We start from the raw sequence: 18,589 nt of genomic DNA, 5'->3' as shown, positions 1-18,589 counted from the left end.
TTTCAAGGTTTTCCAACCTTCTGTGGAGGAAACCGCTCCACAGAAAGCATTCTTCCTTAAATTTTAGCGCGCTTCAGGCGAAGAGAGTTGGATACAACACTTACCGAACTCAATGCCATGGCGCCGCCTGCAATCCATGGGGCCAAAAGTCCGACAGCGGCAATCGGAATCCCGGCACTGTTATAAGCGAATGCCCAGAACAAATTCTGCCGGATATTTTTGATGGTCGCTTTACTGATGCCAATCGCTTTTGGTATAAGCAGCAATTCGCCGCCCAGGATTGTCACATCGGCTGCTTCAATGGCAACCTCAGTACCTGTTCCAATGGCAATCCCGATGTCTGCAACAGCCAGTGCCGGTGCATCATTAATGCCATCACCAACCATTGCAACTTTTTTACCTTGAAGCTGCACCTCTTTTACTTTATCCGCTTTTTCTTCCGGTAAAACTTGCGCGATAACCTGATCAATACCGACTTGTTTTGCAATCGCCTGCGCAGTGCGTTCATTATCGCCTGTCAGCATAATGGTTTCCAGTCCTTGTTCGTGCAGCTGGCTAATTGCTCTGGCAGCAGTTTCCTTAATCGTATCTGCCACGGCCACAATGCCGCGGAACTCGCTATCAACCGCAATCAGCATGGCCGTCTTGCCGTCGCCCTCGTAACCAGTCATAGTTTGGTCTGCCCCGCCGGTAACAACATCATTTTCGCTCATCAGCTTTCGTGTGCCGACGAGGATTTGATTATCTCCGACAGTTGCTTTAATCCCCCGGCCGGGTATTGCTTCAAACGAATCAGCATCTCTCACTGCAACATCCTGCTCTGTAGCATAGGCAACAATGGCTTCTGCCAGCGGATGTTCAGATCCTTTTTCTGCACTGGCCAATAGCTTCAGTGTTTCGTAGTCACCGGTGAAATCCGTGACTTCAGGTTTACCCTTTGTAATCGTACCTGTTTTATCCAAAATCACTGCATCCAGGTGATGCGTCCGCTCCAAATGTTCGCCGCCTTTGAATAAAATACCGGTTTCTGCGGATTTTCCGGTACCCACCATAATTGATGTCGGTGTCGCAAGTCCAAGGGCACATGGACACGCAATAACAAGGACGGCGATTGATGCAACCAGCGCCGGTTCAAATACACCCGGCTGCACGAATGAAATCCAGATGATAAAAGTCAGAATGGCAATGCCGACAACAATCGGAACAAAATAGCCCGAAATAACATCTGCCAGCCGCTGAATCGGTGCTTTTGAGCCCTGCGCATCTTCAACGACCTTGACGATCGAAGCCAATGCCGTATCCTTGCCGACTTTCGTTGCTTCCATTTCGACTGTTCCATTTTTATTAATGGTCGAGCCGATCACATTGGATTGTACATCTTTTTCAACCGGGATCGATTCACCGGTGATCATTGATTCATCAACCGATGTTTTGCCTTTTGCAACCAGTCCGTCGACAGGGAATTTTTCACCCGGTTTAACCATCAGACGGTCACCAACAGCTACATCCTCCACAGGGATCATCATTTCATCGCCATTACGGATGACACGCGCCTGTTTCGCCTGCAGATCCAGGAGTTTTGATAAGGCCACAGTCGTCTTGCTTTTAGCGTTGGTTTCCAAATATTTTCCGAATAAAATGAGTGTGATCAAAATGGCACTCGTTTCAAAATAAAGATGCGGCATGTAGCCCGGATTGCCGATTGTTTTCAACGATTCGTATAAACTGTAAAAATATGCCGCACTCGTACCTAAAGCAACGAGCACATCCATGTTGGCCCCGCCGTTCTTCAAGCTCTTATATGCCCCAACGTAAAACTGCCAGCCAATGATGAATTGAACAGGAGTTGCCAAAGCAAATTGAAACCATGGATTCATCAGGATATCCGGCACATTCATGCCAAACAGGTGTACAAGCATTGTCATCAGAAGAGGGGCCGACAGCACAGCAGAAATAATCAGCTTCCATTTCATCTTCCGAATCTGCTTTTCCTTCTGTGACTGTTTATCTTCCTGATCGACTTTCACGTTGGCATCGTAACCGAGTTTTTTGATCCGTCCGATAATATCGCCTGTCTCCATCAATCCTGGATTATATTCGATGGCCGCGCTTTCAGTCGCCAGGTTAACGGTGGCTTGTTTGACTCCGCTTTGTTTATTCAACACCTTTTCAATACGGTTCGAGCAAGCGGCACAGGTCATGCCGTAAACGTCAAATTCAGCTTTCTCGGTTTGCACACCGTAACCCAGTTTTTCAATTTTAGCTGATATATCGTCAACGGATGCTGCAGACGGATTATAGTCAACAGAAGCTTTTTCAGTCGTCAAATTGACTTTTGCTTCCACACCATCCATTTTATTTAATACTTTCTCAATACGGTTCGAGCAGGCAGCACAAGTCATACCTGTCACACCAAGCGTCGTGTGTTCTGACTCACTCATTGTTTATATATACCCCCCTACTTCGAGAACTGTTTCATAACCGCCATCAGTTCTTCAATCGCTTCGTCTCCTTCACCTGAATTCACTGCATCACTGACACAATGCTTCATATGCCGTTCTGCGGTGGAGAAGCCCACTTTATTCAGTGCAGCACTGATGGCACTGATTTGAACTAATATATCAACACAATACCGGTCTTCCTCGACCATTTTCTGAATACCCCGTACCTGTCCTTCAATTCGCTTCAGGCGGTTGACGAGAGCTTGTTTTTCAGCATCGGTCCGGGGTGTTACCGGATGATCACGCAAATGTTCACCCATCTGCCTCACTCCTTTTAATTTCTAAATATAGTATACCCCCGTTATGTATTTTTGTCAACTTATAATCGCTAACTATATGTTAACAACATGTAACCAATTGGGTTAAGAAATCAGAAGCTGGCCCCGTTAAGGACCAGCTTCTGATTTTATCTTGGAGGCCTAGATCAATTTTGCCAGCTATGCCTTCAACAGTTTGGCATTAATCGCAACGATAATCGTACTCAAGCTCATCAGAACCGCACCGACTGCCGGGCTGAGAACAAGGCCGACAGGGGCAAGCACACCGGCTGCAAGCGGGATGGCCACGATATTATAGCCTGCAGCCCACCACAGGTTCTGAACCATTTTGCGGTACGTCTTTTTGGAAAGATTCATCAACGACACGACATCTTTCGGATTGCTTTTTACAAGGACGACATCGGCAGATTCCATCGCAACATCGGTTCCGGCACCGATGGCAATTCCCAAATCAGCTGTTGCCAGTGCCGGTGCATCATTGACACCATCACCGGTCATGGCAACGTTCCAGCCTGTCTGTTTAATCTTCTTCACCTGATTCGCTTTGTCATCCGGCAGTACTTCAGCATGGACTTCATCAATTCCCAGCTGGTCTGCCACCCAATCAGCGACTTTTTGATTATCGCCGGTGAGCATGATGGAATGGATGTCTTCTTTTTTCAACGATGCAACCGCTTCTTTGGCCGTTTCCCGAACCATATCGGCGAGTGCAATCATACCGGTCAGTTCATCATCCAGCAGAAGAAAGACAACCGTCTTGCCTGATTCGGATAATTGTTCGAACCGCTCCCGGTCATAAGCCATATTGTTGTCGTCAACATAGCCGGGACTGACGACATTCACTTTTTTGCCTTCAATTTTACCTTCTATCCCTTTACCTGTAATCGATTCAAATTCCTCGATTCTTTTCAGTTGCAAGTCTTTTTCATTGGCTGAATTAACAATACCTGCTGCAATCGGATGTTCCGAATTCTGTTCGAGACTCGCTGCCCACGCGAGAATATCATTTTCCTCATAGCCTTCCATTGGAACGATATCGGTGACGCCGAATTCGCCTTTAGTTAGTGTACCGGTTTTATCAAACACTACTGCATTTAAATTCCGGGCGCCTTCGAAATTAGCACGATTGCGGATGAGTAGTCCTTGTTTGGCCGAAATAGACGTCGAAACGGCGATCACGAGCGGTGCCGCCAGCCCAAGAGCGTGTGGACAGGTGATAACCATAACCGTGACCATCCGTTCTACGGCAACGTCAAACGCATACCCAAGCAACAGCCAGACAAACAATGTGATGAACCCTGAGGCAAGCGCGATGTAAAACAGCCATTTGGCCGCACGGTTTGTCAGGTCTTGTGTCTTTGACTTTGATTCCTGTGCTTCCCGGACTAACGTGATAACCTGGGAAAGATAGGAATCTTCGCCTGTTTTTTCAACAGCGACTTTAATTGAGCCTTCTTTATTAACCGATCCGCCAATCACTTCATCGCCTTTTTTCTTCTCGATCGGAACCGATTCACCTGTCAGCATAGACTCGTCAATCGCTGAGTTGCCGGCATAAATCGTTCCGTCGACCGGGATTTTTTCACCAGGTTTAATGAGTACATGATCCTCTTGTTGGAGTTCCGAGGTTGGCACATCATGTACATTGTCATTCTCATCGAGTTTATGTGCTTCATTCGGCATGAGTTTGACCAACTCTTCCAGAGCATTGGACGCGCCCATAACCGATCGCATTTCAATCCAGTGCCCGAGCAGCATGATATCAATTAAAGTTGCCAGTTCCCAAAAGAAATCCTGGCCTTCCAAGCCAAAAACAGTCAGTGAACTGTATACGTATGCGACAAGAATGGCCAGACCAATCAGTGTCATCATGCCCGGATTTTTATCCTTCAGCTCGCTGACGGCACCTGTAATGAACGGCCAGCCACCATAGAAGAAAATAAATGTGGCAAGCGCAAACAGGATATACTGATCAAATGGAAAACGCCAATCGACACCGATGAAGCTCTGAATCATCGGTGAGAGAATCAAAATAGGTATGGTAACAATTAAAGAAATAAAAAATCGTTTTTTGAAATCACTGACCATATCGCCATGATCGTGATGACCGTGCCCATGTTGATCGTGTCCTTGATGAGAGTCATGGTCGTGGTGGCCGTCATCATGAGCATGCCCGTGATTATCGTTATGCTCCTCTTCTACATGATGGTGGTGCTCGTGATGATGGTCTTCATGGTCAGCGTGATGTTGCTCATGATGATTATGTTCTGCATGCTTGCTTTGATTCTTCTCATGATCGTTCGTCATGTCTGATTCTCCTTTCCGAACCTTTATGGTAATTTTTTATCCACTCATACATATACCCCCTATGGGTAATTAATAAACATGAAAGTTAATTTATTGTCAAGAATTACGCAGTCTATATGATTGGTGCAGGCTTTTACGATCGTCGCACGAATCCTGTTTTGGCCGGGCGTATTCGGAACGCTATCACATAATGTTATGCTATAATCTTCCCTTTTTCTTCCCGCCTCATTCCAATCCAATCTTATAAAACACCGGCGCAATATTACGCCGGTGTTTCCTGATTGATCTATACATTTTTCGCCTTAATCGCATAGTGTTCTGAATCCGGATAGGTTAACTCGGTATCAAACCCATGTTCTTCCAGTATGCTTTTCATTTTTTCAGAAGGTATTCGGATTTCGAACGGCGGGCCGGATTCCGATTCAACAGCCTCCCAATCCATTAACAGAAGACAGCCGCCCGGTTTGAGAATCCGTTTCATTTCATCAATCGCCCGGTCGATACTTCTCACTTCATGAATGACAAAGACATTTAAAACGCGGGTCACTGAATTTTCGGCAAGCTTAACATTTTCAAGATCACTCACAACGGGTTTGATATTACCGATCTTTTCTTTTTCAGCATTCTGTTTGAGTCTTTCAAGCATTTCCGGTTCAATATCCACAGCGTAAACTTCACGTTCGGTCATTTTAGCCAGAGAAATTGTAAACAATCCGGGGCCTGCACCTAAATCTGCCACCGTATCATCGTTATTTACGTTCAACTGCTCGATTATTTTGTCAGGTTGTATTTGCCTTTTTCGTTCCTCGCTCATTAATTTATCAGCATTTTTGGGATTAAACCGTTTGTATGTCATCAAATATCTCCTCTTCATCTGTTCTTGATGATTTCTCCGGCGGCCGAATCAATCGATGATCACTTTTCGACATCTTCATCCCATGCAAGCATGCCACCGTCAACATTGGTGATGTCATACCCTTGCGTGTCCAGAAATTCACTCGCTCTGCCGCTTCTTCCACCGGAACGGCAAACCATGTAATAGTGTTTGTCCTGGTCAATTTCGTCAAGACGTTCAGGCACCTCTCCTAATGGAATATGCTTTGCACCGGGAATTTTTCCTTGTGCTACTTCGTCATCTTCCCGGACATCGATTACATTTACGTTCTCATTGTTTTTAATCTTTTCCGCCAGTTCTTTCGTTGTTATTTGGTTCATATGAAAGACCTCCTCAAAATTTTAAATATGTTTAGGGGGCGAAAGCTTGCGTTTTACCACCTAACACTTTTTGACGACTGCAGCGTATCCATACCGACACTTCCTGTTTCAATTGTCTGTTGAATAAGTTTTGCTGCTAATATAAACTTTTAATGTTATCTAGTCTTTTATGTGTTCATCATATACCCCGTTCAGGTATTATGTCAAACACTATGCTTTACAGCAATTCAGATACCCATTTTATCCCGCATGTCATACGATGGAAATTAGGTGGAGAATCAACTGCCAATAAATGTCCGATTCGTTCATCTAACAATAAGTGGAGGATAAAGAACCCCCCACTGATTGAAGATTCGCTTTATTCTCCACACATACCCTGTACTGATTGACTGAACACTTCCGACATGCTATCGTTTGGAGGGTATCAGACGGCGACTTACTAAACAAATTAAAAGGAGAATCTGACCGATGTAAGCTAAAATCCCCCATCACAATCAGTAAAACACACCAAACTAAAAATGGAAGGGATTTTTTATGAATATGCATGAAGAAGTACAGAAACGACGCACATTTGCTATCATATCTCACCCGGACGCCGGAAAAACAACAATGACCGAGAAACTCCTCTTGTTCGGCAATTTGATCCGCTCAGCCGGTACTGTTAAAGGAAAAAAATCAGGGAAATTCGCGACATCGGACTGGATGGAAATTGAAAAGCAGCGCGGCATTTCGGTGACCTCCAGTGTGATGAATTTCCCGTATCAAGGGTATCAGGTCAATATTTTGGATACGCCCGGCCACGAGGATTTCAGTGAGGATACGTACAGAACACTGACAGCGGTGGACAGTGTTGTCATGATTATTGATGCAACAAAAGGGATCGAAGCACAAACCATCAAGTTGTTCAAAGTATGTAAAATGCGCGGCATCCCTATTTTTACCTTTATCAATAAACTGGATCGTGAAGGTCGTGAACCGCTCGAATTGCTGGAAGAGATTGAGGAAGTGCTCGATATTGAAACGTATCCGATGAGCTGGCCCGCCGGCATGGGCAAACGATTCCTCGGCACATTTGACCGGCACGGGAAGCAATTTATTCAATATAACGGGAATGAAGACGAGACATATATTCCTTACGACGAACTGGATGACCCGGAATATAACGAACTGGTTTCCAACCCTATCTATGAAGCAGCTAATGATGAATTTGCACTCGTTGAAGAAGCAGGCGATGAATTTTCCCTCGATGCGGTTTTATCCGGCGAGCAGACACCGGTCTTTTTCGGAAGTGCGCTCGCTCCATTCGGTGTGCAGAATTTTTTCGATACATTTATTTCAATGGCACCGGAACCTGCACCACGCAAAGCAACGGAAGGTGTTATTTCGCCGGATAACCCGAATTTTTCAGGGTTTATCTTTAAAATCCAGGCCAACATGAACCCGGCGCATCGTGACAGAGTCGCTTTTTTAAGAGTTTGTTCCGGCAAATTTGAACGCGGGATGAGTGTGAAACTGGCACGGACCGGCAAACCAATCAAATTGGCGCAATCACAGCAGTTTGTTGCTTCAGACCGTGATACAGTGGAAGAAGCTTATGCCGGAGATATCATCGGTGTTTATGACCCGAACGCTTATCAAATCGGCGATACGCTCGTGGAGGGGAAAAGCTTGTTCGAATATCAGGAGCTCCCGCAGTTCCCGCCGGAGCAGTTCCAGCGTGTCACGGCCAAAAACGTCATGAAAGCCAAGCAATTTAAAAAAGGAATTGAGCAACTCGTCCAGGAAGGTGCGATTCAATTGTATAAGCATTATCGTTCCGAATCATACATTCTTGGAGCGGTCGGCGAACTGCAATACGAAGTCTTCCAATACCGCATGCGTAATGAGTACAATGTGGAAGTCATGCTTGAGCCAATAGGCGAGCGCGTGCCAAGGTGGCTGAAGTCTGATCAGGTTGACCCATCGATGTATGATGAACGAAATATGCTTGTCCGGGACCGGTCCGACAATTACGTCGTGCTATTCAAAAATGAATTTTCACTGAATTGGTTCAAAGACAACCATCCGGATATAGAATTGATTGATTTGTTTGATGTCAATCAGTATGACCAGAAGACATAATGTTAGGCCGGAATAGAGAATTTTAATTGATGGTAATAAAAAGCGGCGTCCATTTCTCACGGGCGCCGTTTTTGTTAAAACATTATCAGACTTTTGAAATGATCCTTATTTTCTTTTCCCCTTCCGTGTTTTATCAATAAATGCCATACAGTGAGTCAGCACATCATCTTTCATGATAAAACTGTACTTCCGGTTACGTTTCACGTTTCGGGGATATGAGCAAGTACGATGGGGCCATCTGTCTCGTAGTATGTTTTTTGATCCATGAGTTCTTTTATGCGGGCAAAATAGACATTTTTAATGATTGTCCCGCCTTTTCCGGCCACAATATACTGCCCCAGATAGCGAATTGTTTCAATCGTTCCGCCGGTTTCTTCTTTCACTTCCCTGATAGCGGCTTCTCTTGCTGATTCATTTTCCTCTACCTTGCCCCCCGGGAATTCCAGGCCGCGTTCCTTATGTTTGGTCAGAAGCCATTTATTTTTATAACGGCAAATGACCCAGACATGTTTCGGACTTCGTGAAAACGGATGATCATCAAATGATAATGTAACTTCATTACGGTAAAAATCTGTGAATTTATACATGATTTCAACTGCTTTCATCAATCTGGTTCTTTTAATATGTGTTCAGCAGGATAATGGCGTTTTTTAGATAGGCCTTTATTGATGACTGATACCCGTTATACGCCACTGACCATCTTTCCACTTGAATTCAATCATAATGGTGTAAGTTCCATACAAATCAGTTGTATTTTCCTGTATAACTTTTACAGTATGATTGCCTTCGTGTATCATATCATAGTCACTATTTTCGTTAAACCATGGCGGTGTCTCGGTTGGTTTAATATATAATTCACCATTTTTCTCCGTAAAGTAAAACTCCACATAGTCAGCTGCAACCTCTTTTGTCGTTATTTTCTTAAATTCTTCCAGCAAGACTGATTTTGTATCAAAATGAATGACCTGATTCCTTTCATTTGTTTCCTGCACGAGTGTTTCCATAAATTGATCCGTTAATGAAACAATTTGGTCGTGTGACAATTCGTGTGTGAATCTCTCGTTGTCAATCGTCCTGTCTTTAGAATCAATTGTCTGTGATAAGTGATGATCTTCACTGGACTTATTCGCTGATACGGAGTGTTCAGAGTCTAAATGTAACATGACAGAAGATACCGACATAACAAAAGCAATCCCCACAGCCAAGCTTACATATTTAGTGCTTTTCTTAACTGACATGATATCTCCCCTCTCACTTGGTATATAAGCTCATTGTGGTAATATATTCCTTTCATCCTCTCCATTCTAAACTTAAAATTTTAGCCGAATGATTTTTTCTAAAGATTGTTGTTTTTAACAAATTGATTTTATTAAGGAACCTACATATTATACCCGGAGCGGACGGGGAGCGGTATCAGCCAGAAATAATGTTAGGAAGGCGGTGAGAAAAGTCCTTGAGAAAGGACCTCGATGCCAAAACTCATCAGAAAACCGGTGAAAAGTCCTCGAGAAAGGATCTCGACGCCAAAAACCATCAGAAAATCGGTGAAAAGTCCTCGAGAAAGGGGCTCGACGCCAAAAACCATCAGAAAACCGGTGAAAAGTCCTCGAGAAAGGTGGTCGATGCCAAAACTCATCAGAAAACCAGTGAAAAGTCCTCGAGAAAGGATCTCGACGTCAACTCATCAGGGCTCTTTTGCAAAACGACGAGCACCAAGTATATTTCCGGAGCAAGGCCATTGCACAAAATCTTTCTCTATTTCGCACTTTTTATCAACTGTGAATATTCAAGCGCAACAAAAACTAAAAAAAGGAATAAGGCAGTTTCGCTTATTCCTCATCAGTTTATTTACATTTGATTGTCCCCTAATATGCCAATAGCCTCGATATGCTCTCTGGTACCATTATCACCTAACTCATAAATCAATTGATAGGCTTCAGTAATACCCGCATCGTAATCATCATTGGGCTTGTCGTTATGATACGGTTTGATTGGCACATGGGCACGCCAGAATGCCTGATTGTCTGCTGTATGCATTCCATCAAGGCTCTGCCTCAGCGAACGGACTTCATCATCCGAGGCATAAATAATAAACGCGTCATTATTATCATACTTAATCTGTGAAATTTCCAGACTGCCCGGATTCACATAATATTTCTTTTTCACACGTCAACACCTCCTGCTATTAATGTGGCTGCAAACAGGTAATATTATGAGTGAAACGTGTGAATAGGCTTACGGCGGTCGACCGCAAGTTAATAAATTTATCATTGCCATAAAAAACCATCAGCTTATTCAAAACTGATGGCATCATCATTCAGCTATTCAATTGGCCGCCGACTGTCGCAGTTCGGCAGCCTTGTCAGCCAGAATACATCGGCCCCTGCCATGCGGGATACACATCGGGGTACCAAACATCGGATCAAACGTCACATCACATTTCATTTGGAATACTTCATGAACAAGGTTACACGTGACGATTTCTTCCGGTTTCCCTTGCGCAAATACCGTTTTATCTTTAAGCGCCACGATATGGTGAGCATATCGGCAAGCAAGGTTCAAATCATGTAAAACCATGACAATGGTACGCCCGTCTTTTTCATTCAGCTCAAACAGAAGGTCGAGCACATCTATCTGATGCGACATATCCAGATATGTTGTCGGTTCATCGAGCAACATCATATCTGTCTCCTGTGCCAACGTCATCGCAATCCAGGCACGCTGCCGCTGTCCGCCGGAAAGTGAATCAACCGGACGATCCTTGAATTCCAGCATATTGGTAGCTTCAAGAGCGTTGTTCACCGCTTGTTCATCTTCTTGTGACCAAGTTTTTAGAAAACCGCGGTAAGGATGTCTCCCCTGCTTCACAAGCTCCATTACATTTAACCCATCCGGTGTTGCCGGGCTTTGCGGTAAAATGGACATTTTTTTGGCTACTTCTTTTGTACCCATTTTGGCAATATCTTCCCCGTCCAGTACAACATCGCCGCCTTTTGGCTTTAACAAACGGGCCAATGAACGAACCAGTGTCGATTTCCCGCAGCCATTACTGCCTATAAATACTGTGATTTCACCTTTAGGTATTGTTATATCCAAGTCATCAATAACTATATCATCACCATAACCAAGCGTCAGGTCCTTCGTTGATAACGTCTGCATCGGAATCTCTCCCTGTGTCGTGCATTATATGATTACGGCACATACATATGTAGACGGTTGTGCCATAATAAATAAAAACATTATACCTTCAGTTTATTTGGTTTTTTGCCATAAGTCAATGACTCTGATAATCATTATCAATGACGATTTTATCTAAAGCATATCTTTTATCACTTTAAATGCTCTCCAGAAGTTTATTCCTGACCAATTTGTTTGAGGCATTACGCGGCAGATTTTCCGTGAAATAGATTTCCTTTGGCACTTTATAGCCGGCTAAGTGCTTACGTGCAAATCTTTGGATCTCATCCGGCGAAACAGAAGTATGATTGGTGACAATAAAAGCGACAGGGACCTGTCCCCACTTATCATCAGGCTTACCAACAACACCAGCTTCCTGGACGCCATCCAAGCCTGACAGGACACTTTCAATTTCAGTCGGGTAAATGTTTTCGCCCCCGGAGATGATCAAATCATTTCGCCGGTCAACAACATACAGAAAACCATCCTGATCTGTATAGCCAAGATCTCCGGTGACCAGCCAGCCATCTTTAATTGACTTTTCGGTCGCTTCGTCATTATTAAAGTACCCTTTCGTTACCATTGGTCCTTTGACAAGAATTTCACCGACACCGTCTTCTTCGGCATTAATTTTTAATTGAGCCGGAAATAACGGTTTCCCGGATGAGCCAATTTTTTCAAGTGCATCTTCCGGACTCAAAGTAACGATTTGGGAAGATGTTTCTGTCATTCCATATGATTGAAAAACAGGTACGTGACGTGCTTTTGCCTGTTCGAGCAATGATTTCGGTGCAGGACCGCCGCCAAGCAACAAACACCTGAGTGTATCAGGATAACGGCTTTCACCCAGTGTACTAAGCAAATCCCTCACCATAACCGTCACAACTGATGCAATAGTGACTCCCTTCGTCATCAGGGCATCATGGAAAAGCTGTTTATCATATTTTTCCATTAAATAAACCGGAATGCCATAAATGACACTCCGCATCAGAATGGACAAACCGCCGACGTGAAAAATCGGCAGAGCGGCAAGCCATTTATCATGTTCATTCAAACCGAGATTCAGCATTGATCCAACAGCACTCCACCAATGGTTTCCATAAGTATGGACGACCCTTTTGGAAATCCGGTCGTGCCGGATGTATAAATAATGGTAAACGTTGCATCCAAATCGATTTCTGTTTTTAGTTCGGCATAAGACTCCGGCAGCTCCCTGACTTCAGAAAAGGTATGTGTTGCTGCATCAAGGTGCCGGTCGCGTTTCTGCACCAATACAGCTTCTGCGCCTGCATCATTGATCTGATAGCCAAGTTCCTTCTCAGTCAACCGTGTGTTCAGCATGACAGCAACCGCACCAAGATAGGTTAACGCATGAATTGCAATTGCCATATCTGCATGATTAGCTGACAGAATACCGACTTTTGTATCTGTTTGTATACCCAGCCCTTTTAATTTTCGGGCAAATGCCTGGCTTTCTTCTTTCAATTGCAAAAATGTATAAGTCGTTCCGTCCGGAAGTTCAATCGCTGTTTTGCCCGGTGCAAGATCAGCTTGTTTTGTCAACCAATGGGGAATGATTTCAGCCATAATCTAACCTTCTTTCAAAAATCACTGAACTATTTTCTCGGGTAGCAATAGGTTCATTTCGTAAACTTTGCTGCTCGCTAAACTTCGCATTTGATAGTAAGTGCGTCGTATTATGAAAATATGTGAGTGCTATAATACCGCTCCGGAAGTACACTCCAGCTTTCCGCGGGCTCGCGCTGAGCCTCCTCGCTCGCAAAGAACGCTCGCTGTGGAGTCTCATCGTCTTCGCTTTTCCGCAGGAGTCTGGAGTGTATTTCCTGCGCTAACATGGCATTGATTGGAGCGGAGGGCAGTCGACTCCTGCGGGAAAACGGGCAGCTGAGTTCTGAGCAGGAAGTGGTCTTTGCTTCCGAGAAGCTGAAGCGTTGCCCTAAGGTGCGCGACTGTCCGCAGCGGAATTCAACCCTGTCACTACCTCGCATTATATGGATTATATGTCACACTAAAGTCCGTTGGGAGACGGGCTTTATTTAAGTACTTATTAACATATGATATATATCTAAAAAGCGAAACTAAGAAAAGCCTTTGCCGTCAAGCAGCAAAGGCCTCCCGAAATGATGGCAGCTTAAGGAAAACGCGGGAATTGCTTAAAGTCCGGTTTTCTTTTTTCTTTAAACGCATCCCGTCCTTCTTTCGCTTCCTCTGTTGTATAGTAAAGCAATGTGGCATCGCCGCCCATTTGCTGCAGGCCGGCAAGTCCATCAGTGTCCGCATTGAATGACGCTTTCAGGAAACGAAGAGCTGTTGGTGATTTTTCAAGCATTTCTTCACACCATTGCACTGTCTCTTCCTCAAGTTTTTCCAGAGGCACAACAGTGTTGACCAGTCCCATATCATAAGCTTCTTCAGCATTGTATTGACGGCACAGATACCAGATTTCACGGGCACGCTTATGGCCGACCATCCGTGCCAATAAAGCGGCGCCATATCCGGCATCAAAGCTTCCTACTTTCGGACCTGTCTGGCCAAAGATAGCATTGTCCGCTGCAATTGTCAGGTCACATACAACATGCAACACATGACCGCCGCCGATTGCATAACCGGAGACCATTGCTACAACCGGCTTTGGAATTGTCCGGATAAGCCGCTGCAGATCAAGCACATTCAAGCGGGGGACTTGATCCTCACCAACATACCCGCCGTGACCGCGTACAGATTGGTCACCGCCGGAGCAGAATGCCTTGTCCCTGCACCTGCTAAAATAATAACACCAATTGATGAATCATCACGTGCATCCGCAAACGCATCAATCATTTCATTAACAGTGAGCGGTGTGAACGCATTCCGTTTTTCCGGACGGTTCATTGTCACCTTGGCAATGCCATCATATTTTTCATAAATAATTTCCTCGTATTTCTTTGCTTCTTCCCATTGAACAGTCATTATTTTCCTCCTTTAATTCATTGGTATGTACTGAGTTCGACAGTTTTCAAAAATTCACTTACTATTTTACCAAAAATATCGGGAAGTTCCACATGAATTGCATGACCCGCATCTTTAACGACGGCAAGTTCTGCTGTTGGAATCAGTTTTTTCATTGATTGATTTATCGCTGTAAACTTTTCATCACTTTCACCGGCAAGCAGCAAAACGGGAACTTCCAAGGATTGTAATGCATCCCACCAGGAAGGCTGGGAACCTGTTCCCATATACCGCAATGATTGTGCGAGCCCTTCTCGTGAATGTGAAAGTCTTTCTGTGTGTATTTTTTCACGCACGTTTCCCGGTAATTTTTTTTGTGATTGAAAGAGCGGAATATTTTCCCAAAAATCAACAAAAGCTTTCACACCATCGTTTTCAATCCGAGAGGCCAGATGTTCATCTTTCCGGCGCCGGTCTTCTCTTTCGCTCTCATCAGATAATCCCGGCGATGCACTTTCCAGCGTCAGGGACTTCACCCTGTCCGGATAAGCAATAGCAAATGACAGTGCCGTACGCCCGCCCATTGAATAACCGATAAGGTGAACTTTTTGCCATTGATAGTAATCAAGCAATCTGGCTAAATCACGGCTAAAGCCTTCCATGTCTTTTGGGGCTCCCGAATCAGTCCGGCCATGGCCCGGCAGATCAATCGTCAAGCTCAGAAAGTTTTCCGGTAGCTGTCTCGTCATCTCATCCCATGTGCCGCCTGTCCCGGTAAATCCGTGCAAATAGACAACCGGCACACCGTCACCCTTCAATTCATACCAATATGCCGTATTATTAATTGTCTGATACATATCTACAGTCCTCCACTCGGTAACGTGTCACCCTGAACTATCATCAGCTGAGATGCGTCAATAATGAGGTCTCGATTTGCCTCCATTTTTCATGATGCCAATTAAGGTTTTCAGACCGGTCTGTTTTCACCTCTACAACTGATAAGCCCTTATATTGATAACTTTCATTCAGCGCCGTCTTTAGTTCAGTTTCATCTCCGGGCTGCTGATAGGTTCCGCCGTACATCTTAACCGCATCTTCAATGTCTATATCCAGCGGTGTTCCAAACAATGCCTCAAAATGAGCTTTGTGATTCACTTGCGGTAGGAATGAAAAAATACCCCCGCCATTGTTGTTTATAACGACAATGGTAATATTCAAGGTGTAATGTTTCGCTGTCAGAAGCCCGTTCATATCGTGGAAAAATGATAAGTCACCGAGCAGCAGCGTGGTCGCTTCACCGGTTGCCGCTGCACCGAGCCCACTTGAAATCATGCCATCAATGCCATTGGCGCCCCGATTTGACAGCACGTCAATTGATTTTGGCGTTGTCATGAAAAATGTATCCAAATCTCGAACACTCATACTGTTTCCGACATAAATGCTGCTTTTATCCGGAACGGCTTCAGTCAGACACCTGACCGTTTCCCCTTCCGTTATAGCATTTTGGCTATCCGATTCCAGTAAGTGATTTTTAGCTGCCTGGTTCATTTTTTGCCAAGTTTGAAGCCACTCCACGTCAAATGCAGCAGGCGCCTCACAATGTGCCAAATCATTGCACAGCTTGGCACTGTCAGCATAAATCATTTCAGTTTCATTGCCGGCGGGCTCTCTGTACCCTGCTATATTTTCCACGACAAACTGCGCAATATCGCTGTTCTCCTTCACATAAAAAAGATACGGCTTGGAAACCGGCATCGCACCGAACCGAATAATAAAATCTGGTTTAAGCTGTGCTCTGATGTTCTCACTTCTTAAGATAGCATCATAACTTTCAATCACCAAATCTTTACGGTGCTCACCGGCCCTTACTTGGGAAAGTGGGTCCGCAAGAATTGGGGTTTGCCACATCTCGGCTAATTCAGTGACAGCAGCGGCTAATTCAGGATCGGTTTGCGGGCCGCAGACGATCAGCCCTTTCCGGAATGACATCAATTCAGCGTGCAGTCGTTGAAGCTGATCTTCATCCAAACGCCGCTTGCCTTCAGTCTTCGCATAAAATGGCTTGTTGCTTCGCTTTCCCCACAAGTTTTCCAACGAAAAATCAGGTATGAGCGGTTCACGAAAAGGAAAATTCAAATGGACCGCGCCTGAATTGCCTTCATTTGCTGTATTGACCGCCTGTGATGCTTTTGCGCGTGCATAAAGAAGCATGTCATCGCCCGCTTCAGGCAATGCCATTTCATGAAACCATTTAGGATAATCGCCGTATAGCTTAATTTGATCAATTGCCTGCGGGGCACCTATGTCACGCAGTTCAGGCGGCCGGTCCGCCGTCAGAACAATTAAAGGAGTGCGGCTGTAATAGGCTTCAATAACTGCCGGAAAGTAATTCGCTGCAGCTGTCCCTGAAGAACAAACGAGTGCAACAGCTTTCTTTTGCTTTTTTGCCATTCCTAAAGCGAAAAAAGCTGCTGAGCGCTCATCGATTACAATACGTTCGTATAAATCAGAATGCTCAGCGATTGTCAGAGCCAGTGGTGTCGAACGCGAACCAGGCGAAATGACGACATCTGTCAGGTCGCTCGCTGCAAGCTCATCAACAAAATTGGCTGTATACCGTGTTAGATTTTCAGTGTGATTCATGATTTCCGCCTCCCAGTACAGACAACATCGGCAAGAATTTTATTCCAGTTTCTTTATACTCCTCATCCGGATTGGAATCCTGGACAATACCGCACCCGGCGAACAACGATGCTTTATCACCCTGGATTAAACCTGAACGGATGGCTACCGCAAATTCACCGTTACGATTACTGTCCATCCAGCCAACAGGAGCACCGTACCAGCCCCTGTCCAGCTGTTCGTGTTCACGGATGAATGCGAGTGACTCGTCCCGTGGAACACCGCCAAGTGCGGGTGTTGGATGCAGTCTTTCAATGATATCGAAAATACTGTATCTCTCGTTTAAAACCGCCGTTACCGGTGTATACAAATGCTGTAAATTTTTAAGCGGATAGATAACAGGTTTATCCGGAACGTTGACAGCCCGGCAATAATGTTCCATCGACTGCCTGATCATTTTCACAACAAAATCGTGTTCACTGCGATTCTTTTCGTCATAGAGTAATGAATGAGCAATCCGGTCATCCTCTTCTTTTGTTTTCCCGCGTGGTGCCGTCCCGGCCAGGCAAGTGGACAACACTTCATCGTTTTCTTGTTTGACCAGACGTTCCGGCGAAGCCCCGAGAAAGCAGTCCCCATTACGTTCAAAAGCAAACACATAACTGTTCGGCTGCTGTTCAATCAGCTTTTTTAAAACACTTGATACGGCTGCTTCGTCAGACAGTTTGACAAAAAGTTTGCGGGCAAGAACTATTTTTTTGGCATAATTTTGCTTGATATAGTCGGTTGCATACGTTACTGTTTGTTTCCAAGTCTCAGGATCGATCTCCTGCTTCATTTCAATACCCACTTCTCCAGGAAGGTTGATGGAAGGATTTAACAACATACGTTCCATCTTGTTCAGCCTCTGCGCGAGTTCTGCTGCCTGGTCGTCTGCGTTTACTTTGACGTTAGTGGTTAAATAGCAATTATCATCCGATTGGGTCAGCAACATTTCGGGTATGGTCAATGAAAGATGAGAAAAGTTTTTCCATAAAGATGTCTTTTGCATCAATGGATCAAATGACATTCCGCCCATTGTCACTAATCCAGTCCCCGACGTTTTATAAGGGTTATGGATAATCGCTTCATCGCGCAACTTTTGCCAGGCTTCTTCTGCCTCTTCCATTCGGTTTGATTTGGCATTTATTTCATGGGCACAGCCAATGCCTGCGATGGAAAAATTTTCAGAGGTGCTCGACCAGAATGTCCGATCCACAGACAACTTCTTTCCAGCTTCAATAAACAAAAGCGGATTGGTTTTATTGACTTTTTTTGTCATGCTTATCATTCGTGCTGTGTGATTCTCTTTTGCTTCACTGATTGCTTTTTCAAGCATCGACTGAAGGCCTGTCTCTTTTACTTCTAGCATCTATATTA

The 18,589-nt window shown here is 44.7% G+C and carries 13 protein-coding genes and 3 pseudogenes; 1 reads left to right on the top strand and 15 read right to left on the bottom strand.

Features of this window, described 5'->3' with window-relative positions; genetic code table 11:
• Positions 1 to 56: 56 nt before the first annotated feature.
• The 5 genes from AOX59_RS00750 to AOX59_RS00730 all read right to left on the bottom strand — a co-directional run bounded on the left by AOX59_RS00750 (position 57) and on the right by AOX59_RS00730 (position 6,301).
• Entirely contained in the window at positions 57 to 2,441 is a 2,385-nt protein-coding gene (locus AOX59_RS00750) for a heavy metal translocating P-type ATPase (protein ID WP_068440429.1), read from the bottom strand.
• 17 nt (positions 2,442 to 2,458) lie between these two features.
• A complete protein-coding gene (locus AOX59_RS00745; protein ID WP_068440427.1) occupies positions 2,459 to 2,761 on the bottom strand; it encodes a metal-sensitive transcriptional regulator in 303 nt (100 codons plus the stop codon).
• A 177-nt stretch (positions 2,762 to 2,938) separates the two neighbouring features.
• Positions 2,939 to 5,086, bottom strand: a complete 2,148-nt coding sequence (locus tag AOX59_RS00740; protein WP_068440425.1) for a heavy metal translocating P-type ATPase — start codon at positions 5,084 to 5,086, stop codon at positions 2,939 to 2,941.
• A 286-nt stretch (positions 5,087 to 5,372) separates the two neighbouring features.
• Positions 5,373 to 5,942, bottom strand: coding sequence for a class I SAM-dependent methyltransferase (locus AOX59_RS00735; protein ID WP_068440422.1), 570 nt, complete (start codon positions 5,940 to 5,942; stop codon positions 5,373 to 5,375).
• Between the two features lie 59 nt (positions 5,943 to 6,001).
• Positions 6,002 to 6,301, bottom strand: coding sequence for a rhodanese-like domain-containing protein (locus AOX59_RS00730; protein ID WP_068440417.1), 300 nt, complete (start codon positions 6,299 to 6,301; stop codon positions 6,002 to 6,004).
• A 534-nt stretch (positions 6,302 to 6,835) separates the two neighbouring features.
• Between AOX59_RS00730 and AOX59_RS00725 the strand changes: the two genes are divergently transcribed.
• On the top strand, positions 6,836 to 8,422 hold the full coding sequence (locus AOX59_RS00725) for a peptide chain release factor 3 (protein WP_068440412.1): 1,587 nt from the start codon (positions 6,836 to 6,838) through the stop codon (positions 8,420 to 8,422).
• A 105-nt stretch (positions 8,423 to 8,527) separates the two neighbouring features.
• Here AOX59_RS00725 and ytkD read toward each other — a convergent pair.
• From ytkD to AOX59_RS00675, 10 genes and pseudogenes are all read right to left on the bottom strand, one after another.
• Positions 8,528 to 9,009: pseudogene (ytkD, locus tag AOX59_RS00720) on the bottom strand (RNA deprotection pyrophosphohydrolase).
• 75 nt (positions 9,010 to 9,084) lie between these two features.
• A complete protein-coding gene (locus AOX59_RS00715) occupies positions 9,085 to 9,660 on the bottom strand; it encodes a hypothetical protein (RefSeq protein ID WP_068440409.1) in 576 nt (191 codons plus the stop codon).
• 191 nt (positions 9,661 to 9,851) lie between these two features.
• A complete protein-coding gene (locus AOX59_RS19425; RefSeq protein ID WP_156418609.1) occupies positions 9,852 to 10,058 on the bottom strand; it encodes a hypothetical protein in 207 nt (68 codons plus the stop codon).
• A 212-nt stretch (positions 10,059 to 10,270) separates the two neighbouring features.
• Positions 10,271 to 10,588: a hydrolase gene (locus AOX59_RS00705; RefSeq protein ID WP_068440403.1), complete on the bottom strand. Its 318-nt coding sequence runs from the start codon at positions 10,586 to 10,588 to the stop codon at positions 10,271 to 10,273.
• A gap of 159 nt (positions 10,589 to 10,747) precedes the next feature.
• A complete protein-coding gene (locus AOX59_RS00700; RefSeq protein ID WP_068440400.1) occupies positions 10,748 to 11,581 on the bottom strand; it encodes an ABC transporter ATP-binding protein in 834 nt (277 codons plus the stop codon).
• A gap of 175 nt (positions 11,582 to 11,756) precedes the next feature.
• Positions 11,757 to 13,186, bottom strand: a pseudogene (locus tag AOX59_RS00695) (o-succinylbenzoate--CoA ligase).
• A gap of 565 nt (positions 13,187 to 13,751) precedes the next feature.
• Positions 13,752 to 14,569, bottom strand: a pseudogene (gene menB / locus AOX59_RS00690) (1,4-dihydroxy-2-naphthoyl-CoA synthase).
• Positions 14,570 to 14,586: 17 nt separating this feature from the next.
• Entirely contained in the window at positions 14,587 to 15,405 is an 819-nt protein-coding gene (gene menH, locus AOX59_RS00685) for a 2-succinyl-6-hydroxy-2,4-cyclohexadiene-1-carboxylate synthase (protein WP_068440397.1), read from the bottom strand.
• Positions 15,406 to 15,448: 43 nt separating this feature from the next.
• Entirely contained in the window at positions 15,449 to 17,191 is a 1,743-nt protein-coding gene (gene menD / locus AOX59_RS00680) for a 2-succinyl-5-enolpyruvyl-6-hydroxy-3-cyclohexene-1-carboxylic-acid synthase (RefSeq protein ID WP_068440394.1), read from the bottom strand.
• Entirely contained in the window at positions 17,178 to 18,581 is a 1,404-nt protein-coding gene (locus AOX59_RS00675) for an isochorismate synthase (protein WP_068440391.1), read from the bottom strand. The genes menD and AOX59_RS00675 overlap by 14 nt, the downstream gene beginning before the upstream one ends.
• Positions 18,582 to 18,589: the final 8 nt, after the last annotated feature.

Origin of the sequence: Lentibacillus amyloliquefaciens (genome assembly GCF_001307805.1) — a bacterium.
Lineage (GTDB): Bacteria > Bacillota > Bacilli > Bacillales > Amphibacillaceae > Lentibacillus > Lentibacillus amyloliquefaciens.
The sequence above is the reverse complement of the archived record's forward strand: the minus strand, read 5'-3'. Positions and strand labels throughout refer to the sequence as shown.

Coding starts and splice junctions, on each gene's coding strand:
- AOX59_RS00750 (WP_068440429.1), bottom strand. CDS start 2,441: ATGAGTGAGTCAGAACACACGACGCTTGGTGTGACAGGTATGACTTGT.
- AOX59_RS00745 (WP_068440427.1), bottom strand. CDS start 2,761: ATGGGTGAACATTTGCGTGATCATCCGGTAACACCCCGGACCGATGCT.
- AOX59_RS00740 (WP_068440425.1), bottom strand. CDS start 5,086: ATGACGAACGATCATGAGAAGAATCAAAGCAAGCATGCAGAACATAAT.
- AOX59_RS00735 (WP_068440422.1), bottom strand. CDS start 5,942: ATGACATACAAACGGTTTAATCCCAAAAATGCTGATAAATTAATGAGC.
- AOX59_RS00730 (WP_068440417.1), bottom strand. CDS start 6,301: ATGAACCAAATAACAACGAAAGAACTGGCGGAAAAGATTAAAAACAAT.
- AOX59_RS00725 (WP_068440412.1), top strand. CDS start 6,836: ATGAATATGCATGAAGAAGTACAGAAACGACGCACATTTGCTATCATA.
- AOX59_RS00715 (WP_068440409.1), bottom strand. CDS start 9,660: ATGTCAGTTAAGAAAAGCACTAAATATGTAAGCTTGGCTGTGGGGATT.
- AOX59_RS19425 (WP_156418609.1), bottom strand. CDS start 10,058: ATGAGTTTTGGCATCGACCACCTTTCTCGAGGACTTTTCACCGGTTTT.
- AOX59_RS00700 (WP_068440400.1), bottom strand. CDS start 11,581: ATGCAGACGTTATCAACGAAGGACCTGACGCTTGGTTATGGTGATGAT.
- menH (WP_068440397.1), bottom strand. CDS start 15,405: ATGTATCAGACAATTAATAATACGGCATATTGGTATGAATTGAAGGGT.
- menD (WP_068440394.1), bottom strand. CDS start 17,191: ATGAATCACACTGAAAATCTAACACGGTATACAGCCAATTTTGTTGAT.
- AOX59_RS00675 (WP_068440391.1), bottom strand. CDS start 18,581: ATGCTAGAAGTAAAAGAGACAGGCCTTCAGTCGATGCTTGAAAAAGCA.